Origin of the sequence: Neobacillus jeddahensis (assembly GCF_000612625.1) — a bacterium.
Taxonomy (GTDB): Bacteria; Bacillota; Bacilli; order Bacillales; family Cytobacillaceae; genus Neobacillus; species Neobacillus jeddahensis.
This window is the reverse complement of record NZ_CCAS010000074.1, coordinates 1-18,479: the sequence shown is the minus strand read 5'-3', so window position 1 is coordinate 18,479 and position 18,479 is coordinate 1. Positions and strand designations below refer to the sequence as shown.

General features: G+C 41.4%; 22 protein-coding genes, 1 pseudogene and 1 riboswitch. Of the genes and pseudogenes, 13 read left to right on the top strand and 10 right to left on the bottom strand.

Annotated features, from left to right (window positions below):
* Positions 1-382 precede the first annotated feature (382 nt).
* The 7 genes from TY15_RS20635 (at position 383) to TY15_RS20605 (ending at position 6,015) form a co-directional block, all read left to right on the top strand.
* Positions 383-1,132 carry a nucleoside phosphorylase gene (locus tag TY15_RS20635; protein WP_040206028.1) on the top strand — a complete coding sequence of 250 codons (750 nt, stop codon included), beginning with the start codon at positions 383-385 and terminating at the stop codon, positions 1,130-1,132.
* Positions 1,133-1,145: 13 nt separating this feature from the next.
* Positions 1,146-1,748: an ECF transporter S component gene (locus tag TY15_RS20630; RefSeq protein ID WP_179301766.1), complete on the top strand. Its 603-nt coding sequence runs from the start codon at positions 1,146-1,148 to the stop codon at positions 1,746-1,748.
* A gap of 106 nt (positions 1,749-1,854) precedes the next feature.
* Entirely contained in the window at positions 1,855-2,622 is a 768-nt protein-coding gene (locus TY15_RS20625) for an energy-coupling factor transporter transmembrane component T family protein (RefSeq protein ID WP_040206029.1), read from the top strand.
* Positions 2,619-3,464: an energy-coupling factor ABC transporter ATP-binding protein gene (locus tag TY15_RS20620; protein ID WP_040206030.1), complete on the top strand. Its 846-nt coding sequence runs from the start codon at positions 2,619-2,621 to the stop codon at positions 3,462-3,464. The genes TY15_RS20625 and TY15_RS20620 overlap by 4 nt, the downstream gene beginning before the upstream one ends.
* Complete coding sequence (locus TY15_RS20615; protein ID WP_040206031.1) at positions 3,461-4,264, top strand: energy-coupling factor ABC transporter ATP-binding protein; 804 nt, start codon at positions 3,461-3,463, stop codon at positions 4,262-4,264. The genes TY15_RS20620 and TY15_RS20615 overlap by 4 nt, the downstream gene beginning before the upstream one ends.
* Before the next feature lie 157 nt (positions 4,265-4,421).
* Entirely contained in the window at positions 4,422-5,618 is a 1,197-nt protein-coding gene (locus TY15_RS20610) for a class I SAM-dependent rRNA methyltransferase (protein ID WP_040206032.1), read from the top strand.
* Positions 5,619-5,793: 175 nt separating this feature from the next.
* Entirely contained in the window at positions 5,794-6,015 is a 222-nt protein-coding gene (locus TY15_RS20605) for a hypothetical protein (RefSeq protein WP_040206033.1), read from the top strand.
* A gap of 362 nt (positions 6,016-6,377) precedes the next feature.
* Here TY15_RS20605 and TY15_RS20600 read toward each other — a convergent pair whose 3' ends face one another.
* Genes TY15_RS20600 through TY15_RS20585 form a run of 4 tightly spaced genes read right to left on the bottom strand, consistent with a single transcriptional unit; the run spans position 6,378 to position 10,155 of the window.
* Complete coding sequence (locus TY15_RS20600) at positions 6,378-7,451, bottom strand: ABC transporter substrate-binding protein (protein WP_040206035.1); 1,074 nt, start codon at positions 7,449-7,451, stop codon at positions 6,378-6,380.
* Positions 7,448-8,254: an ABC transporter permease gene (locus TY15_RS20595; RefSeq protein ID WP_040206037.1), complete on the bottom strand. Its 807-nt coding sequence runs from the start codon at positions 8,252-8,254 to the stop codon at positions 7,448-7,450. Before TY15_RS20595 ends, TY15_RS20600 begins: the two co-directional genes overlap by 4 nt.
* A 1-nt stretch (position 8,255) precedes the next feature.
* Positions 8,256-9,059 carry an ABC transporter permease gene (locus TY15_RS20590; protein WP_040206288.1) on the bottom strand — a complete coding sequence of 268 codons (804 nt, stop codon included), beginning with the start codon at positions 9,057-9,059 and terminating at the stop codon, positions 8,256-8,258.
* Positions 9,049-10,155, bottom strand: coding sequence for an ABC transporter ATP-binding protein (locus tag TY15_RS20585; RefSeq protein WP_040206039.1), 1,107 nt, complete (start codon positions 10,153-10,155; stop codon positions 9,049-9,051). The genes TY15_RS20590 and TY15_RS20585 overlap by 11 nt, the downstream gene beginning before the upstream one ends.
* 250 nt (positions 10,156-10,405) lie before the next feature.
* Here TY15_RS20585 and TY15_RS20580 point away from each other — a divergent pair, with 250 nt between their 5' ends.
* The 3 genes from TY15_RS20580 (at position 10,406) to TY15_RS20570 (ending at position 12,390) form a co-directional block, all read left to right on the top strand.
* On the top strand, positions 10,406-11,113 hold the full coding sequence (locus TY15_RS20580; protein ID WP_040206040.1) for an MBL fold metallo-hydrolase: 708 nt from the start codon (positions 10,406-10,408) through the stop codon (positions 11,111-11,113).
* 14 nt (positions 11,114-11,127) lie between these two features.
* Positions 11,128-11,700, top strand: coding sequence for a TetR/AcrR family transcriptional regulator (locus TY15_RS20575; protein WP_040206041.1), 573 nt, complete (start codon positions 11,128-11,130; stop codon positions 11,698-11,700).
* An 81-nt stretch (positions 11,701-11,781) separates the two neighbouring features.
* On the top strand, positions 11,782-12,390 hold the full coding sequence (locus TY15_RS20570) for an exonuclease domain-containing protein (protein ID WP_040206042.1): 609 nt from the start codon (positions 11,782-11,784) through the stop codon (positions 12,388-12,390).
* 191 nt (positions 12,391-12,581) lie between these two features.
* On the opposite strand, the gene TY15_RS20565 is transcribed toward TY15_RS20570, so the two are convergent.
* A complete protein-coding gene (locus TY15_RS20565) occupies positions 12,582-13,007 on the bottom strand; it encodes a VOC family protein (RefSeq protein WP_040206043.1) in 426 nt (141 codons plus the stop codon).
* 204 nt (positions 13,008-13,211) lie between these two features.
* Complete coding sequence (locus TY15_RS20560; RefSeq protein WP_040206045.1) at positions 13,212-13,736, bottom strand: DinB family protein; 525 nt, start codon at positions 13,734-13,736, stop codon at positions 13,212-13,214.
* A gap of 244 nt (positions 13,737-13,980) precedes the next feature.
* Here TY15_RS20560 and TY15_RS20555 point away from each other — a divergent pair, with 244 nt between their 5' ends.
* Positions 13,981-14,673, top strand: a complete 693-nt coding sequence (locus tag TY15_RS20555) for a copper homeostasis protein CutC (protein ID WP_040206047.1) — start codon at positions 13,981-13,983, stop codon at positions 14,671-14,673.
* A gap of 72 nt (positions 14,674-14,745) precedes the next feature.
* Here TY15_RS20555 and TY15_RS20550 read toward each other — a convergent pair whose 3' ends face one another.
* Complete coding sequence (locus TY15_RS20550; protein ID WP_081799477.1) at positions 14,746-15,306, bottom strand: QueT transporter family protein; 561 nt, start codon at positions 15,304-15,306, stop codon at positions 14,746-14,748.
* A 6-nt stretch (positions 15,307-15,312) separates the two neighbouring features.
* Positions 15,313-15,357, bottom strand: a riboswitch (PreQ1 riboswitch).
* Between the two features lie 148 nt (positions 15,358-15,505).
* Here TY15_RS20550 and TY15_RS20545 point away from each other — a divergent pair.
* The gene (locus tag TY15_RS20545; RefSeq protein WP_392391449.1) at positions 15,506-15,895 is read left to right on the top strand and encodes a VOC family protein; all 390 of its coding nucleotides are present in this window, start codon (positions 15,506-15,508) and stop codon (positions 15,893-15,895) included.
* A 49-nt stretch (positions 15,896-15,944) separates the two neighbouring features.
* Here TY15_RS20545 and TY15_RS20540 read toward each other — a convergent pair whose 3' ends face one another.
* Together TY15_RS20540 and TY15_RS20535 are read right to left on the bottom strand one after the other, a co-directional pair.
* Entirely contained in the window at positions 15,945-16,259 is a 315-nt protein-coding gene (locus tag TY15_RS20540) for a DMT family transporter (RefSeq protein ID WP_040206049.1), read from the bottom strand.
* 1 nt (position 16,260) lies between these two features.
* Positions 16,261-16,607: pseudogene (locus TY15_RS20535) on the bottom strand (DMT family transporter).
* A 219-nt stretch (positions 16,608-16,826) separates the two neighbouring features.
* Here TY15_RS20535 and TY15_RS20530 point away from each other — a divergent pair.
* Positions 16,827-17,219, top strand: coding sequence for a globin domain-containing protein (locus TY15_RS20530; protein ID WP_040206050.1), 393 nt, complete (start codon positions 16,827-16,829; stop codon positions 17,217-17,219).
* Between the two features lie 74 nt (positions 17,220-17,293).
* On the opposite strand, the gene TY15_RS20525 is transcribed toward TY15_RS20530, so the two are convergent.
* A partial coding sequence (locus tag TY15_RS20525) for an ABC transporter substrate-binding protein (protein ID WP_042375416.1) occupies positions 17,294-18,479 on the bottom strand: 1,186 nt, incomplete at its 5' end.

Below are 18,479 nucleotides of genomic sequence, written 5' to 3'. Positions count from 1 at the left end.
CTATAATCCAGGTCAAGGCTATCATCATGGGCATGGTACTTACAACCCTGGTCAACGATAGACTTACTGGACATTTAATCTCGCACCATATAAAACCAATGTTCTGAGATTCGGAGATTGGAGAACTGTCGATTTGTCGTCGACAGTTTTTTTAATAACTTTTTTGCCATTATATGGTCGAATTCCTTAGAAAAATAATTAAACGACAAAACCGCTTTCATTTTGGTAAAATTAACATAGAACAAGCAAATAATGCCACTCTTCCAACATTACCTATTCCCTCATCCAGATCATTTCCTAAAACCAGCTAGCGAAGTCCATAGCTACATTATTTAGTCATTTTCAAGCTACTAGTAGAAAAAATAGCGAAGGAGTATCAGACATGGAAAAAAACCTACAACCGCATATTAGAGTTGGAAACGAGGACATCCCTTATGCATTACTGCCAGGTGACCCTGGTCGTGTGGCAGCTGTGGCCCAGTTTTTAACAGAACCAGAGGTACTAGCCTATAACCGTGAGTATAAAACAATCAAAGGGCTATATAAAGGGGTACCCATCTTAGTCACGTCAACAGGAATTGGCGGGGTATCTGCTGGAATTGCCGTGGAGGAATTAAAGAATATCGGCGTAAAGGTGATGATTCGGATTGGCAGCTGTGGCGCGTTACAGCCTAACCTTCGAATAGGTGATTTGGTAATTGCCTCCGGGGCCGTCAGAAATGATGGCGCGTCCTATGCCTATATCAATAAGGCCTATCCTGCCATCCCCGACACAGAATTACTCTTTCATGTCATCAGTGCAGCAAGAATAAATGCAATAAGACACCACACAGGTATTGTCAGATGTCATGACAGCTTTTATACTGATAAAGAACAGGATATCGACAGGTACTGGTCAGAGAAAGGAATTCTCGCATCTGATATGGAAACAGCGGCCCTTTTCGTGATTGGTGGTCTTCGTGGAATCAAAACTGCTTCGATCCTTAATGTTGTGGTTGAGCAAGAGGGGGATTTGGAAGGAGGAATCAATGATTATATTGATAAGAAAAACAGTAGTAAACAAGGGGAAGAGCTAGAAATTCTTACTGCCCTTGAAGCCATTATTTCTTATGATTCTTTTGTGAAAAGTTAAAGGGGGATTTTCCTTGAAAAAACAAAGCATGTGGTCACTGCGATTATCAACAGCGGCACTGGTCCTGATTCCGGTCGCAGTAGGGGTTAACTATATTGGGAAATTACTAGCCCAGCTGTTGAAGCTGCCGCTATGGCTAGATTCAATTGGAACGGTATTAGCAGCGATGTTAGGCGGTCCTGTTGTCGGTGCCTTAGCTGGGGCTATCAATAATATTATTTATGGGTTTACCGATCCGATTTCGTTTGTTTATGCGATTACAAGTGTTGCCATTGGCCTTGTCGTTGGTATTTTATTTTTCAAAGGCTATATATCCAGTTGGGGGAAAGCCATTGTGGCCGGCTTGATCATTGGACTTGTTGCAACGGTGGTGTCAACGCCGCTCAATATTGGTTTCTGGGGTGGACAAACGGGAAATGTTTGGGGAGATGCCTTATTTGCCTATATTCTAGCAAACACAGATTCTACGTGGTTAGCATCCTTGCTAGATGAATTGGTTGTGGATGTACCGGATAAATTATTAGTAGTCTTAATCAGCTTTGGTATATTCAAAGGATTACCACGAAACGTGGTTCAATTATATAAAAATAACGAAAAGATTGAGACGTTGGATTAATCCATTGTATTTAGTCATATAGGGAAATGACTAGCTAGAGCGCCCTGCCATTAGTGGACTTCACTAACCGGGCGCTTGATGCTTTTTAGAAGGTGGGTGGCGATGCTTGAAATCAATTAGTTTATATGTGGACAAGGAATCTTTCATACATGATTTTGATCCTATTACAAAACTGCTATACATTCTGTTTGCGCTCTTCTTGCCGCTGATCCTTCTCTCCTTCACGGTATCGTTTATCAGTGTCGGGGTGAGTATTGTGCTATTGATGGCAGCGGGGGTTATTCGTAAAACGATTCCTGTATTTAGCTTTGTTTTTCTTGTCCTGATTACAGTTGTGATCATTCAAGGGTTGTTTAGACCGGAAAATGAGACCATTCTGTTTCAGATTGGCCCCCTTGCAATGTATAAAGAGGGGCTGCTCTATGCCCTGACGATTACACTCCGGGTGATGAACATTGTTAGTGCTTTTCTGATTTTAGTATTAACAACGAAACCATCTGACCTTGTTGAGACACTAGTCCGCAAAGGAATGTCGCCAAGAATTGGCTATGTGATTGTATCCGTTTTTCAAATTATTCCTGAAATGATGGCTAGTATGAGCACGATTACTGATGCTCAGCGCGCTCGTGGAATGGAAACAGAGGGGAAATTATCGGTGCGCATGAAAGCGTTTCTTCCTTTATTGGGGCCGGTAATCCTTGGAGCCCTGATCAATACGAAGGAAAGGGCGCTGGCATTAGAAGTAAGGGGTTTTAATTCCCACGTTCCGAAAACGTATTTATATGAGGAGAAAACACATGCCCTAAGCAAATGGGTACAAGCTATTCTGCTGTTACTCTTAGTGGGTGCCGGAGTATGGAGGATATTCGGATGAACAAAATTGTTGTGGAAGGACTTAAATATAAATACCCATTATCCGACACACTTGCCCTTGATGATCTTTCCTTTCAAGTGAAGGAGGGCGAATTCATCGGAATCATTGGGAAAAATTCAGCTGGCAAATCAACCCTGTGTCAGGCACTCGTCGGGCTTGTTCCCCATTTTTATAAAGGGGCGTATGGAGGGAAAGTATTCATTGATGGGCTTGAAGTGAAAAATCAAACGATAGCTGACATTTCCTTAAAAGTGGGTATGGTCTTTCAAAATCCATTTACTCAGGTGACAGGTTCTAAAATGACCGTTTATGAGGAGATTGCGTTTGGACTTGAAAATATCGGTATTCCCCGTTCCGAAATGATCGCACGGATTGATTATGTGCTGGATTTATTAAAAATCGAACAAGTTAAAGATCAAAATCCCTTTGATTTATCGGGAGGGCAAATGCAGCGGATGGCGATCGCCAGCATTATTGCTATGAAACCAGATATTCTTGTTTTAGACGAGCCAACCTCGCAACTTGATCCGGCAGGTTCCGAGGAAGTGTTTCAAGCGATTCAAAGCTTGAGCAAACAAGGTATCACGATTATTCTTGCTGAACATAAAATGGAGAAGGTTGCCCTTTATTGTCATCGTGTTTTATTACTGGATGATGGAAAAATGGTGGATATAAATACGCCTGGGAAAATTTTTTCACGCGGAGATCTTGAGCAGCATGGGGTAGCAGCGCCTGTTTATACAAGAGTCTGTAAAGAGTTAGGGGTGAGGAAGGCTGGTACATCTGAATTTCCGGTGACTTTAGCGGAGGCGGAAAGTGTATTAAGGGGGCGGAAAATATGATTAAGGTTTCTGACCTTTCTTTTTCCTATCGGAAAGGTACTCCCGTTCTATCGGGGATTAACCTGGAGCTTGATCAGCGTTCAACCGCCATTATTGGCCAAAATGGGGCGGGTAAAACCACGTTTGTTAAGTTATTGAAGGGTCTTCTGAAAGCGGATGAAGGGGATATTTTCGTTAACAACCATCATGTCAAAGAGACAACGGCTGCTGAACTTGCCAAAACGATCGGGCTTGTCTTCCAAAATCCAAACGACCAAATGTTTAAGCGGACGGTGTTAGACGAAGTGATGTTTGGACCTCTTAATATTAAAATGGACAAGCAGCAGGCAAAGGAAAACGCGCTGATGGCCATTAGGATGGTGGATTTACAGGGGAAGCTGGATATCAATCCACATGATCTAAGCCTTTCAGAAAAGAAGCTTTTGTGTATTGCAGCGATTGTGGCCATGGATCCAGATATTATTATTCTCGATGAGCCAACCATTGCACAGGATCATGCGGGCAAGGAAAAGATTAAGCAAATCATCAAGGCCTTAAAGGATAAAAATAAATTAGTGATGACAATTATCCACGATATGGATTTTGTGGCTGAGAACTTCGAACGAACGATTGTTTTTAATGAAGGGAAGGTTCTGTTAGATGGGGACACACGTCAGGTCTTCTCGCAAAAGGACATGCTGAAAAAAGCGCATGTTGAACCGCCTGGGATTACGCAATTGGCGGAGATGCTTGGAATACAGGAGACTATCTTAACCGTGGAAGAATTTATCCATCGGAACAAAGAGGCAGCCCGCGACTAGATGATGCTGGGCTGCCTTTTTTGATTCATGCACGTTGTCATCGTTAGTGGTATGATTACGGTATTGTTCTGAAAACCAGAACCTACCGTTGTGATTGGATAGGCAAGAGTTTGTCTACAATACTTTCATAGGATTAAAAAATAGATGGGATGACACGATGAATAAAGAAGTCAGTCTAAAGGTGAAAGCAAAGTTTGTAAATAAGTTAAAAGGCGGCTACCCACTCATTTCTAAGGAAGCGATTAGCAATGTGGCCGACCTTACAGATGAGGGGACAATTGTTAAGCTAGTCGACGATCGGAATGTATTTATTGCCAAGGGGTATTATGGGAAGCAGAATAAAGGTCTTGGTTGGGTACTTAGTAGAAATGAAAATATCTCAATTGATCAGCCATTTTTTGAAAATAAGCTGAAAAAGGCCATCAAAGAACGAGAATCCTTTTTTAATAGTTCGGACACGACTGCATTTCGGGTATTTAATGGCGAAGGCGATGGCATTGGCGGCTTGACGATCGATTATTTTGCTGGTTATTATTTGCTAACCTGGTACAGTAAGGGGATTTACCATTTTCGCGATGATATCATTCGTGCCCTCCAAGGACTAGTGGAGTGGAAAGCGATTTATCAGAAGAAGCGCTTTGATGAAAAAGGGCAATATATTGAGGAAGATGATTTCGTCGCTGGTGAGAGGGGAGAGTTCCCGATTATTGTCAAAGAAAATGGCGTCAATTTTGCGGTTTACTTGAATGAAACGGCCATGGTTGGTGTATTTTTGGATCAACGAGATGTCAGGCGAACGATCCGGGATAGCTATGCGAACGGGCGAACCGTCTTAAATACGTTTTCCTATACGGGGGCCTTCTCTGTTTTTGCAGCCTTAGGTGGGGCAACGAAAACAACGAGTGTGGATCTAGCGAATCGAAGTCGGAGTAAGACGATCGAGCAGTTCCGCGTCAATGAAATTGATGCCGAAACACAAGGAATCATTGTGGAGGATGTATTTCATTACTTTAAATATGCGGTCAAGAAACAGTTAACGTTTGATATGGTCATTCTCGATCCCCCTAGCTTTGCGCGTTCAAAGAAATTTGTCTTTAGTGCCGAAAAAGACTATAAGAATCTGCTAAAAGAGGCAATTGCCATTACTGCCGCTAACGGAATCATTGTCGCATCCACCAATTGCAGCACGTTTGGAATGGAAAAGTTCAAGGGGTTTATTGCAGACGCTTTTAAGGAAACTGGTGAGCGATACAAGATCGTCGAAGAATTTTCGCTTCCAGCCGATTTCAAGACCATCAAGGAATTTCCAGAAGGAAACTATTTGAAGGTAGTTTTTCTGAAAAAAATAAAATAAGGTTTGGTGCCTGACACCCACATTTTTTTATGTGGAGGTCAGGCATTTTTTATGTTGTATTTGAGTCTTTTACTATATAATGGTATTAAAGATGTTCACAAAATTGTCGAAATTAACTTATTGATAGTGTTTGTATTAAAATAACGATGGCGGGATGGATTGGGAGGAGCAGGAAATGGTAAGAGCAGCAGTAGCAGGAGTGGTTGGTTTTGTTCTTATATTTATAGAATCCATGATTGTGATGAAACTCAAAGGCTATGAAACGATTGAATTTGGTGGAATAGCTCCGTTTATTAATGTTTGGGCGATGAATTTCTTTTTTGTTTTTGCTATCCTCACCCAAATCACGAATTGGTATATGGACAGGGAAGAACTGAAAGAAGATAAGAGCTATTAAACAAAAAGGCAAATTACCCGGAATAGGGTAATGGCCTTTTTTGAAAGATAAGAAAGTATAAATTTTGACTTTGAGAACTGTCCAGCTCCAGGCGCCATCGGCTCGAGGTCACAAGCCAATCCGTCGAGAAGGTTAAAGAACAACCTTCCCGCCGGCTCGTCTTGTGCTTGTCGCCGAAAGGCGGGCGCCTTGCGCTTTTCTTAAGCCGATAGGAAAGTATAACTTTCCTATCGGGCCTAAGGGCAACTACGCCTCTGTCTTCGCCCTTAGGAGCTCGCCAATCGGCGAGTTTTCTTTATTAATAGATAAGTTCGGTCATATGATCTAGCTGCAGCGCCCCTAGTCAAGGTGCTGCAGCTTTTCTATTTCGTATGCATCTTGAATTGCAGAAATAGTTCGTTGTAATAGGCTAGGTTCTTCTTACCAAGGTTATCATAGACTTCGAGCTTTTTGGTTAACGCTGGTGACGGATAGAACCGTTCATCGTTAACGATTTCTTTTGGCATATACTTTAGCGCTTGCTTATTAGGGGTTGAATAGCCGACATACTCAGTATTTTGTGCAGCCACCTTTGGATCCAGCATGAAGTTGATGAATTTATGGGCAGCCTCGATATGCTTAGCCGTTTTGGGAATCACCATATTATCAAACCAAAGATTAGAGCCCTCCTTCGGAACGACATAATCAAGATCTTCATTTTCCGACATAATCTCTGACGCATCCCCAGACCAAACTAGTCCAACCGAAGCCTCTTCATTGGCAAGAAGCATCTTGATTTCATCGCCAACAATCGCTTTGACATTCGGCGTCAGGGTATCGAGCTTTTCCTTTGCTGCGATTAAATGAGCCTGCTTCGTATCATTAAGGGAGTAGCCTAAGCTGTTTAATCCCATCCCCATCACTTCACGCGCACCATCAAGTAATAAAATTTCATTTTGTAATTCAGGATCCCACAGATCATTCCAACTCGTTAGGTTCTTACCGTTCAGCATTTTTTTATTGTAGACAATACCGACAGTTCCCCAAAAGTAAGGAATCGAGTATTTATTACCGGGATCAAAGGAGAGATCCATAAACCGCTTATCAATATATTTTAAATTGGGCAATTTTGTTTGATCTAATGGAAGCAATAGATTTTCATGGCGCATTTTGTCAATCATATATTCTGATGGAACTGCAATATCATAGGTCGTGCCGCCTTGCTGAATCTTGGTTAGCATTGCTTCATTGGAATCAAAGGTTTCATATATGACCTTGATGCCTGTTTCTTTTTCAAACTGCTTGATGAGATCCTCGTCAATATAATCGCCCCAGTTATAGATCGTTAGTGTGTTCCCTCCAGAATAGCCCTGGGAGGTGTTTAAGCTAGAGATCGTAAATAACAGCACAGCTGAGGCAAGAGCAATAATTAGGAAAAAACGAACGAGTTTGTTCAATGCTTACGAACCCCCATTCCGTTAACCTTGTTGCGTTGGGTAATAAAATAATAAATCACCACAAGCAGCATCGTAAATAGGAACAGCAAGGCAGATAACGCATTAATATTCAAGGATATTCCGCGCCGGGCTAACGAATAAATTTCAACCGAAAGCGTCGAAAAACCGTTTCCGGTGACAAAAAAAGTGACGGCAAAATCATCGAAGGAATACGTGAGTGCCATGAAAAACCCTGCAAAAATACCAGGGATAATAAATGGGATAATGACCTTCGTTAAAACGTTCCAACGGCTTGCGCCAAGGTCCCTGGCGGCATCAATTAACGTTGGACTCATTTCCATTAACTTCGGCAGCACCATCAGAACTACAATAGGGATACTAAAAGCGATATGTGATAACAACACCGAATAGAATCCGAGCTTGATGCCAGCCATTGTAAACAAAATGAGAAAGGATGCGCCAATGATGACGTCCGGACTAACAATAAGGATATTATTTAAGCTCAATAATGTATTCTTTGTTTGCCTTTTCTTCGCTTGATGAATCGCTAATGCCCCTAGTACACCAATGATTGTGGAGATTAGAGCTGATAATAAGGCAACCACCACTGTATTGAGAACAATAATGAGCAGCCTTGTATCTTGAAAAAGCTCGCGGTACCATTCGAGCGAGAACCCTTTAAAGTCGTACATCGTTTCTCCGCTATTGAAGGAGAAGATGACGAGAAAGAAAATCGGTGCATACAAGATAAAAAAGATCACCAATAAAAACAACTTTGAAAGGGGAGTCATTTTTTTATCCAAGTTACACACCTCGCTTTCGTGTATTCGTCACAACCATAATTACAACCATAATAATAATGAGGAATACGGCAATGGTTGAACCCATTCCCCAATCCTGTGTCACAAGGAAATGCTGCTCAATCGAAGTCCCAAGGGTAATAACCCGGTTTCCAGCAATTAAGCGAGTGAGCATGAACAGGGAAAGTGCCGGAATAAAGACTACTTGGCAGCCCGATTTTACGCCATCGATCGTTAAAGGAAAAATAACGCGGCGGAAGGTCGTCCATTTGGAGGCGCCTAAGTCATTGGCGGCGTCTAAAAGGGTCGGGTTTAATTCATTTAATGAATTGAAAATCGGTAAAATCATAAATGGAATGAAAATATAAACTGAGACAAAGATGAAGCTGAAATCCGTAAATAAGATTTGCTGCGACCCAATGCCCATTAAGTTTAAAAAGCTGTTTGCAGCCCCATATGTACCAAAAATACCAATGAAAGCATAGGCCTTTAACAATAAATTAATCCACGATGGCACAATAATTAATAACAGCCACAGCTGTTTATGTTTTGTTTTTGTTAATAAATAGGCTGTTGGGTAGGCAATCAACAGGGAAATCGCCGTGATTAAAAAGGCGTACCAAAAAGAACTGAACGTCATTTTCAGATAGACCGGTGTAAAAAACTTTTGATAATTGATCAGGGAGAGATTGCCCTCAATATCAAAAAAAGAATAATAAAGAACAAGGAGAATGGGAGCAATCACAAAAAGAGCAATCCAAAGCAGATAGGGGAACAAATAAAGATTTTTGGTTAGTTTATTTTCCATTTGTATCCACATCCGAATAGGCCTCTAAACGGCGATCGAATTCTTCCTCTGTTTCACCATGTCGCATGACATGAATGGCTTCAGAATCAAAATAGAGGCCGATTTCATCACCGACGGTTGCCTTTTTGGTTGAATGGACGAGCCATTCGTTCCCATCTTTATCGTATCCGCAGATTTCATAATGAACACCACGAAATAGCTGAGAGTCCACACGGACCTGAAGCTTGCCACGTTCTAATGCGGTGATTTCCAAATCCTCGGGGCGGATGACAATGTCAACAGGCTCATTCGGATTCAAGCCTTGGTCCACACACTCGAACTCTTTCCCGACGAATTCTACCTTATAATCCTCAATCATTCGGCCAGTAACAATATTGGATTCTCCAATAAAGTCTGCCACGAAGCGGTTAATGGGTTCATCATAAATATCAATCGGGGTGCCGCTTTGCTGGATTTTCCCTTTATTGATGACAAAAATTTCATCTGACATGGCCAGTGCTTCCTCCTGGTCATGGGTAACAAAAATAAAGGTAATCCCAAGACGACGTTGAAGTTCACGCAATTCGTACTGCATCTCGGTTCGAAGCTTAAGATCCAGTGCTGACAATGGTTCGTCCAGCAAAATAACTTCTGGCTCATTCACAATCGCCCGAGCAATCGCCACGCGCTGCCGTTGACCTCCAGACATTTCGCGGATTTCACGCGTTTCGTATCCTTTTAGATTGACGAAGCTGAGCGCTTCTTTCACCTTTCGATCAACCTCGGCATTCTTCATTTTTTTAATCCGTAAACCAAATGCTACATTTTCATATACATTTAAATGGGGAAAAAGCGCATAATCTTGAAAAACTGTATTCACCTGCCGCTTATTCGCAGGGACATGATTGATTTTTTTACCGTTAAAAAGAACCTCACCTTTAGATGCTTCCGTAAATCCTGCAATTAAGCGTAAAATCGTTGTCTTCCCACATCCAGAAGGACCAAGAAGAGTGTAAAATTTGCCTCGCTCAATCTTAAAACTTACATCATTAAGCACTGGTGGATCGTTATCATATTGCTTTGTTACCTGTGTAAATTGAATGATCGTACTATTCATTTTTGTATCGACCTCCTTTTAGCAGTATCCACTGTTTGTTCCATTCGGGAATCATTATACAGGAAGAGCCTGAAAATTCAATTACTCATTTCATCTAAACGTAAAATATTCGCCATTTAGTGTATAATCGTTAGCTAGTTTGTAAGCCTTCGTATTATTTTATTACACACTATTCATTTTTTGTTGATTTAACTAATGGTATTAGTTAAAATAAAACTAACAATATTAGTTTTAAAAGGAGAGTGAATTTGTGAGAATAACTAAGAATGGTTTTGTATATCAATTGACCTTTATGGCCAGTGTTTTTCCTGTTAATTGCTATTTGGTGGAGGAAGAGGATGGCGTGACTTTAATTGATGCAGCACTTGGCTTTTGTGCAAAAGGGATTTTAAAAGCGGCCGACACAATTGGTAAGCCAATTACCAAAATAGTTCTAACACATGCCCATGAAGATCATGTCGGTGCACTCGATGCGCTGAAAGAAGTTCTACCAGAAGTACCGGTTTATATATCGACACGCGATCACAGGTTAATGAATGACGATCGTTCACTCGATTCCCATGAGGAGCAAACGCCGATTAAAGGAGGAGTACCGAAAAAATGTAAAACCCGCGCTAATATTCTATTGAAGGAAGGCGATCTCGTTGGTTCGTTAACAGTGATTGAAACTCCAGGTCACACGCCAGGATCGCTGGCCTTTTTAGACTTGCGCACAAAAGCGCTGATCGCCGGTGATGCATTTCAAACGAGAGGCGGGATCGCCGTCGCCGGTGATATAAAACCATGGTTTCCTTTCCCTGCCTTTGGTACCTGGAGTAAAAAAACGGCATTGGCAAGTGCTAAAAAACTAATAAGCTATCAACCAAAGCTGCTGGCGGTTGGCCACGGAGATATGGTCGAGGCCCCCTTAACCGTAATGGAACAAGCGGTTAAAAGCTTAGAACGGAAAGTAGTGTAAAGGAGCAAAAAATCATGTCACCACGACCGAAAATTGGACTCGATTTATTCACCATACTTGATACAGCAGGGGAAATAGCCGATCAACAAGGAGTACAGGAGGTCACACTTGCTCAGCTCGCAAAGAGATTGGGGATTCGACCTCCCTCATTATATAACCATTTCGATGGGTTGCCCGGGCTACGAAGGAAATTAGCTATTCATGGACTAGACCGTTTGTATAAAGGAATGTCAGAAGCCACAATAAGGGTGTCAGGCACTGATGCCGTTCTTGCCATGAGTCATGCCTATGTATCATTTGCTCGGGAGCACCCAGGAATTTACGAAGCAACATTGTTAGCACCAGATCCTGAGGATGAAGATGTGCAGCAGGCTGGGGCAAGGATTGTCGATTTAACGGTACGTGTATTGCAGGCCTTCCATTTAGAGGGAGACCGGGCATTACATGCGGTGAGAGGGCTGCGCAGTATTTTACATGGCTTTGCTGTGTTAGAGCAAAAAGGCGGTTTTAGGATGTCATTGGATCTGGATGAAAGTTTGACTTTCGTTATTCGCGCTTTTCTGACTGGAATAGGAGATAATCCGTGAAACGTGTCAAATGTTGGAGATAGGCTAGGGCAGTAACCTTTGATATAATAGGATAAACTTATATAATAAAGGATGATTACTGTGCGGACAGATGAGAAACTTGGCTTGGTACTAGACGTGGAGACGACTGGTTTAGGACCAACGTCAGATGAAGTAATTGAGCTTGCCTTAAAGCTATTTTCCTATCGAACGGATACGGGCGAAATCGTCGAAATTATTGAAGAAGATTCCTTCTTACGCGAGCCGCTATCGCGTTCGGCACGGAACAACTATGACAATGCCTATCGGGTACATGGAATTCCTTATGAGTTAGTAGCAGGGAAGAGCTTCTATGATGTGAAAATAAAAACCTATTTCCACCGTGCTGATTCTGTATTTGCTCATAATGCCTCGTTTGATCGCAGCTTTCTTTACCACATGTATCCGGAAGTCAATGAGTTGAAATGGTATTGCACGATGAGAAATATTCCATGGAAAAACTATGGCTTTCCTAATGGGAAACTGCTGACCCTTTTACAGGCCCATAACATTACAGATTACCAAACACATAGAGCGCTTGATGATATTACATACTTGATGGATTTACTCAAGCAAACAAGTCCGAAGGGGAATCTTTATTTACAAGAAGTACTTGAAAAAGGACCTATGAGAAAATATCAACCAGCCTCTTCACGAACAAGAATGGGTTAAACGATTACAACAATGTAAGTTAGTGAAGAAATATTTCATATGAAAACAGCTCTGACTCATCATGGGATGCAGACAGAGCTGTTTTTTCTAAAGGTAGAATTTCACCACATTAGTCATGCGATTATTGAAGAATAATTCCTCATATGTAAAATCAATAGGACGACGGGTGGATGAAATGCTGTATATACTATTTACTGTCTGCCTTCTGTGAAAATTTGAAAGGTTACTCCGAATTTATCTGTAACAGATCCATAGGCAGGGCTAAAAAAGGTTTCTTGTAATGGCATTTGCACTTGCCCATCTTGTTGTAAGGCATCATAAAATTTACGAGCTTGGTCAGGATCGTTAGTGGAAATGCAGATTGTCACTTGGTTTCCACTCTGATGTGGCTGGCCTGGAAATGTATCTGATAACATCAAAGCAGTTTCACCAATCTGTAGGGTGGCATGGCTTACCAGATCCTTGGCCTCCGCAGGAAGAGGAAATTCTGGATTTTCCGGCATTTCTCCAAAAGATTGATTAAAGAGAACTTGGGCATCTAATGCCTTTTCGTAAAATTTGATAGCTTCATTTGCATTTCCATCCATCACTAAATAGGGAATCAACCGCAATGTCATAAACATCTCTCCTTGAGTCATAAGTATTTTTACTTGTCATCCGTGGTAAATGAAGCGGGTAACATCTAAACAACGGTGTAATTAGATGGCCGCCCACTTCTTATTATTACCGTTATTTCCATTATAAAACAAAGAACGTACGTTCGCAATTTTGAATAAGGAGAAAGTTGGTGCCTGACACCATTTGTACTACGATGACGTAGATTACCTTAATCCGGGCAGGTATCTTTCTTTTATTATGTTGCCATGGTGGATGGCGTGCCCAGCGATGATGTAGGCGAGAGCACGGGAGCTGTTGGATAAATTATTTGCGATCCCTGTTCTCTGCCAAGCCTCTTCTGGCATCGTCTTGATCAGTGTAATGGATGCCTTTCGAGTGGCGATAAAATCTTCAAGGATGGTTTGTATGGGCAGTTGGTCGAACACGGACCCAGCAATATAATCATTTTCGTTAAAACCAGCCAAAGGTGTCTGGTCACCACGGCCGATTCTTAGCAACCGGTAGCTCATCACTCTTTCAGTGTCTGTCATGTGACCAAGAACCTCTTTGACGCTCCATTTACCAGGAGCATAACGGAAATGTTCCTGTTCCTCCGAAAGTCCTTCAAAAAGATCAATCGTTTTCTCTAGGCCCTCATTTAGAATGGCTAGAAGGTCACCTTCCGGAACTAGATTAACATATGGTGCATAATAATCGGGATATTCACTTACTAAAGGACGTTGAATCATTTCGTATCTCCCTTCCATTTTCGTGGCCATTATTCACGCATTACGTGAATGATAATAGTGGAATCAAGCCACATTATTCGTTTTTTTGTGAATCGTGAATTGGATCAGCCTGGATGTGAAAATGTGAGAACGCTCCACAGAACAATCCTACCACAATATTCACACTAGTCGAATAAATTATCATTATTTTGTTTTATGCATCTTTGACTTAAAATAAATATGGACAGAAAGTGAGGGGACCGAAGTGAGTTTAATAGAAATCATAGTCTTAAATCAAGAAGAGGCTAGAACGGCAGAGGCCTATGGTGCGGATCGGCTTGAGTTAGTATCTGCGATGAGTGAAGGAGGCTTAACTCCAAGCTATGGAACGATAAAAACGGTTGTCGAGAGTGTGAATATTCCTGTTATGGTCATGATTCGGCCGCACAGCTATTCCTTTGCTTATCGAAAGGAGGAGTGGGCTGCTATTCAAGAGGATATAAAAATGATCCAGGAATTAGGTGCAGCTGGTATCGTGTTTGGGGCACTAACAGAAAAACAAACTGTTGATATGGAAATTCTTACAATGGTGGCAGAGAGAGCAAAAGGTCTCTCGATTACCTTCCATCGTGCAATTGATCAAGCCGATTCCGTCGAGGTGTATAGGACTCTTTGTCAATCGCCGCTTAAGCTGGACAGGATCCTGACATCTGGTGGACAGTCCACGGTTTCAGAAGGAATGGAACCATTGAAGAAAATGATGAGAGAATCAAGAAAATCAGCGATTCATCCTATCATCATGCCTGGCTCTGGACTTAGTGCAACTAATATTGAATCTATCCATGATCAGCTCGAGGCATCAGAGTATCATTTTGGATCAGCCGTTAGAATGGATGGGGATTTTCATAATCCTATCAATGGAGAGGAAATACAAAAGATTAAAAGAATCGTGACTTAAAACACTCCCTTTTTTTCACCATAAAAAAGAGTTGCCGCATCAAATAGAAGCGGCAACTCTTTTAGAAATATATTAAATTCGATCAAACCGAACCCGTTTATTAATTACATACATGATTGGCATACCGATGGCCATGACCACGAACTCACCAACTGCTGTTGTCAGCCAGGTGAACATGAATGGTAAATCAAATGCTAAATGCAATTCAAGTGCAATGAAGAACATCGTAAACGTGAAAACGAGTGTATTAATGATCATTCTTGCCCATATACCTTTGATAAATCGCGCGCAAGCAATCGTGATCAGTAAGGCAATCACGGACTGTCCAACACCAAAAATAAGGTCATAGGCTTTCATTGGTGAAAAGAATAAGTTCGTTAAAAATACCCCTAGAATGATTCCAAACATATATTTTTTGTTAAACACAATCAGATGATTAAACATTTCTGAAACACGGAACTGGACTTGGGTAAATCCAAACGGCTGGATGATGGCAGAGACTGCAATATATAAAGCTGCAATCAGACCGTTAACGACAATGCCCTGAACTTTGTTCTGTGATTTGTTGACGACAGCTGTCCCTCGGGAACTAGCACCAATGGGCTGCTCTAAAGTATTGGTTGATTTCTCCATATTCATTTCTCCTTAGTTTTTTTTCGTGGGAGGTTCTCGAACCACGTTTATTTTCATTACACCCAATCTAATACAATAATATAGAATAAAAGCCTAGTCAATGAATTCTTTTTGGATAAAAGAGCCCTTACAATGGCTAAAAAGTGTCATTACGATATAATTCGTAATAAGAATTGTTCCAATGGAGGAGGGATTCAACATGCTGCACCACCTAGAAATATACGTTTCGAACTTAAACAAAACCAGGGAATTCTGGAGTTGGTTTTTAGAACAATTAGGGTATGAGACCTACCAAAAATGGGATCAAGGAATTAGTTGGAAATATCAACAGACCTATCTGGTCTTTGTTCAGGCTGAAGAGAGGTTTATGGAAATCCCTTACCACCGCTCGAGAGTGGGTCTGAATCATCTTGCCTTTCATGCTCAGTCAAGGGAACAGGTTGACCAAATTACAGCAGTCTTGAAGGAAAGAGGAGTGACGATTCTTTATGAGGACAAGCATCCATTTGCTGGAGGGGATCGTCATTATGCCGTTTATTTTGAGGATCCTGATAGAATCAAAGTGGAATTAGTAGCACCTGAAAAGTAAAGCGGCGGGTGCGACCTAGGATCAAGCCCTCCGAGGCGCACCCTTTCAATTATGATAATATCTTTAACCCGGTTACTCCAATGATTATCACGATCACACTGATAATACGCCCGATGTTCTTCGATTCTCCGAAAAGGTACATGTTAATGAAAACAGCACCTGCAGTCCCAATCCCCACCCAGACAGCATAGGCAATGCTGAGTTGGAGAAATTGAAACGATTCATATAAAAAGGCAAGTGATGCACCAAATCCGCCAATATAAAAAATTCCGTTGCGAAGATTTTTTTGCTGACTGTATAATTTCAATCCAACGGCACCAACAACTTCACTTACAGCTGCTAATAAAACAAACAACCAGCCCATCCTACGCAACTCCTTTCATAACTTCGTTATCTTCCTTATTGTCAGCCAGATTTAAGCCTATGACACCAACCACGATCATGACGATAAAGAAGACCTTCCCTGGGCTGAAACTCTCTCCAAAGAAATAAACATCCATGAAGACGGTCCCAATGGTTCCAATACCAGAAAAATGGCATATACCGTGCCGGTCGGAAGGAACTCACAGGCTTTGGGGAGAATATGGTAGTCTAATAAAATGACGCCGACGACAATTGCCCATTCCCACCAAGAATGTGCTGTATTAAATCCATATACCCAAATCCATTCAAATAAACAAGTTAAAGCTACGTAAATCCAGGCTTTCTTCATTTATGACACCTCTTAAGAGACCAGCTACTATTAGATCTAGGTTTACCTAATAAGATTGCTTTATTATTATTTTAGAATATCACATGTATGGGAATTGTCGTTGTAATTAATTTGAGAACCATGGGATGGTTAGTGTGATGTGAATCACGAATTAACATCTGCTTTCTCTTTATAATTACCTATATTAGGGGAAAAATGAAAAGTGGATGGTGAAGAAACATGGAATACAATTTCAAATCACTTTATAGTGAAATCGGTGGGCAAGCAACAATCGATAAGCTAGTAGAGGCTTTTTATCCGCGTGTCTATGCTGATCCTGAGTTAATGCCATTGTTTGAAGGGGATATGGAAGAAATTAAGCGGAAGCAGCGGATGTTTCTGCCGCAATTTTTAGGGGGCCCAGCCCTTTACAGTCAGGAATTTGGACCGCCAGCGATGAGAGAGCGACATCTTCCTTTTGAGGTGACACCAAGAAGAGCACAGTGCTGGCTTCGTTGTATGAAAGAAGCATTTCAGGAAATTGGTCTTGACCAAAACCCGGCGGGATTGGCCTTTTATGACCGTCTAAAACAGGTAGCTGGGATAATGGTCAATAGTCCGGACCATGAGTAATAAAGGGACCAGCATCTCTCCCATATAAACAGTCAAAAGCACTTCAATGAAGAAGTGCTTTTTCTGATTCTATCTTATTTTTTCAATTTAGCCCAAGATTCATCAAGTGCTTTCATTGCTTCAGCTTTGGATTTTTGGCCGCCAACATATGCTTGAAGGGTTGCGCCAAATTCTTGACCTGCGCCATCAGGATATTTCATGAACTGCCAAGAATAAGTTTTGTCTTCTTGAGAATATTTTTGAAGATCTGCTCCTAGTGGTCCAATATCTTCAGCTTTTGCTTCGATCGTCTTGAAGGCTGGTAGGTATTTGAATTCTTTTACTAGCGCTTCTTTACCTTCTTCAGAAGAAACCATCCAATTTAAGAAATCCTTCGCCGCTTTTTTGTCTGCATCTGGTGCTTTGTTATAAACAACCCAGTTCGTTGGCACGTCAACCATTAATTTATCTGATTGGGCGGCATCATCTGTAAGGGCTAATGGAATAAAGCCAACTTCCATACCAGGATTTAATTTATCAAGCATTGGTTGAATCCAGTTACCTTGTTGAATCATAGCTGTTTCGCCATTAGCAAATTGCGTCACTTCTGTGTTGTAGTCTGTCGTTAATGGATTTTTGTTACCGTATTTAACAGTTAAATCAACAAGCTTAAAGTAATCTTCAAAGTATTGGTTGCCAGCGATTTTCGATTTACCTTCGTTTAAGCCAGGGATAAAGTTCTCGTCATCAGCTTGTTGATAAGCGAATGGAACATTTAGTCCATGGTTTGCTAAGATCCACCATTCAGCATAGCCGACAGAGAAAGGAGTAATGCCCGCATCTTTTAGCTTTTTAGCAGCTGCTTCTAATTCTGAATAGGTTTTAGGTAATTCTTTGATGCCGGCTTTTTCAAATAATGTTTTATTGTAAGCGAAGCCGTAACCTTCCATGTTAACGGGTTGACCATAAATTTTACCGTCAATTGTCATCGGTTTTAAGGCATTTTCATAGGCATCCTTTACCCACGGTTGATCTGAAAGGTCTTCAAATTTATCTTTCCAGGTTTGTGCTTCTTGATAGCCGCCATTTCCAAAAATATCAGGTGCTTTGTTGGATGCAAATTTGGCTTTAAGTGCTGCGGAACCATCTGCACCACCGCCGACTGATTCGATGTTAAAGGTAACATCAGGATGTTCTTTTGTATATTTGTCTGTGAGCGCTTTCAACTGGTCTGCGATTTCAACCTTACCATTGAAAATATCAACGACTACTTTGCCATCC

Coding starts and splice junctions, on each gene's coding strand:
- TY15_RS20635 (WP_040206028.1), top strand. CDS start 383: ATGGAAAAAAACCTACAACCGCATATTAGAGTTGGAAACGAGGACATC.
- TY15_RS20620 (WP_040206030.1), top strand. CDS start 2,619: ATGAACAAAATTGTTGTGGAAGGACTTAAATATAAATACCCATTATCC.
- TY15_RS20615 (WP_040206031.1), top strand. CDS start 3,461: ATGATTAAGGTTTCTGACCTTTCTTTTTCCTATCGGAAAGGTACTCCC.
- TY15_RS20610 (WP_040206032.1), top strand. CDS start 4,422: ATGAATAAAGAAGTCAGTCTAAAGGTGAAAGCAAAGTTTGTAAATAAG.
- TY15_RS20605 (WP_040206033.1), top strand. CDS start 5,794: ATGGTAAGAGCAGCAGTAGCAGGAGTGGTTGGTTTTGTTCTTATATTT.
- TY15_RS20590 (WP_040206288.1), bottom strand. CDS start 9,059: ATGGAAAATAAACTAACCAAAAATCTTTATTTGTTCCCCTATCTGCTT.
- TY15_RS20585 (WP_040206039.1), bottom strand. CDS start 10,155: ATGAATAGTACGATCATTCAATTTACACAGGTAACAAAGCAATATGAT.
- TY15_RS20575 (WP_040206041.1), top strand. CDS start 11,128: ATGTCACCACGACCGAAAATTGGACTCGATTTATTCACCATACTTGAT.
- TY15_RS20565 (WP_040206043.1), bottom strand. CDS start 13,007: ATGACATTGCGGTTGATTCCCTATTTAGTGATGGATGGAAATGCAAAT.
- TY15_RS20560 (WP_040206045.1), bottom strand. CDS start 13,736: ATGATTCAACGTCCTTTAGTAAGTGAATATCCCGATTATTATGCACCA.
- TY15_RS20550 (WP_081799477.1), bottom strand. CDS start 15,306: ATGGAGAAATCAACCAATACTTTAGAGCAGCCCATTGGTGCTAGTTCC.
- TY15_RS20545 (WP_392391449.1), top strand. CDS start 15,506: ATGCTGCACCACCTAGAAATATACGTTTCGAACTTAAACAAAACCAGG.
- TY15_RS20540 (WP_040206049.1), bottom strand. CDS start 16,259: ATGGGCTGGTTGTTTGTTTTATTAGCAGCTGTAAGTGAAGTTGTTGGT.
- TY15_RS20530 (WP_040206050.1), top strand. CDS start 16,827: ATGGAATACAATTTCAAATCACTTTATAGTGAAATCGGTGGGCAAGCA.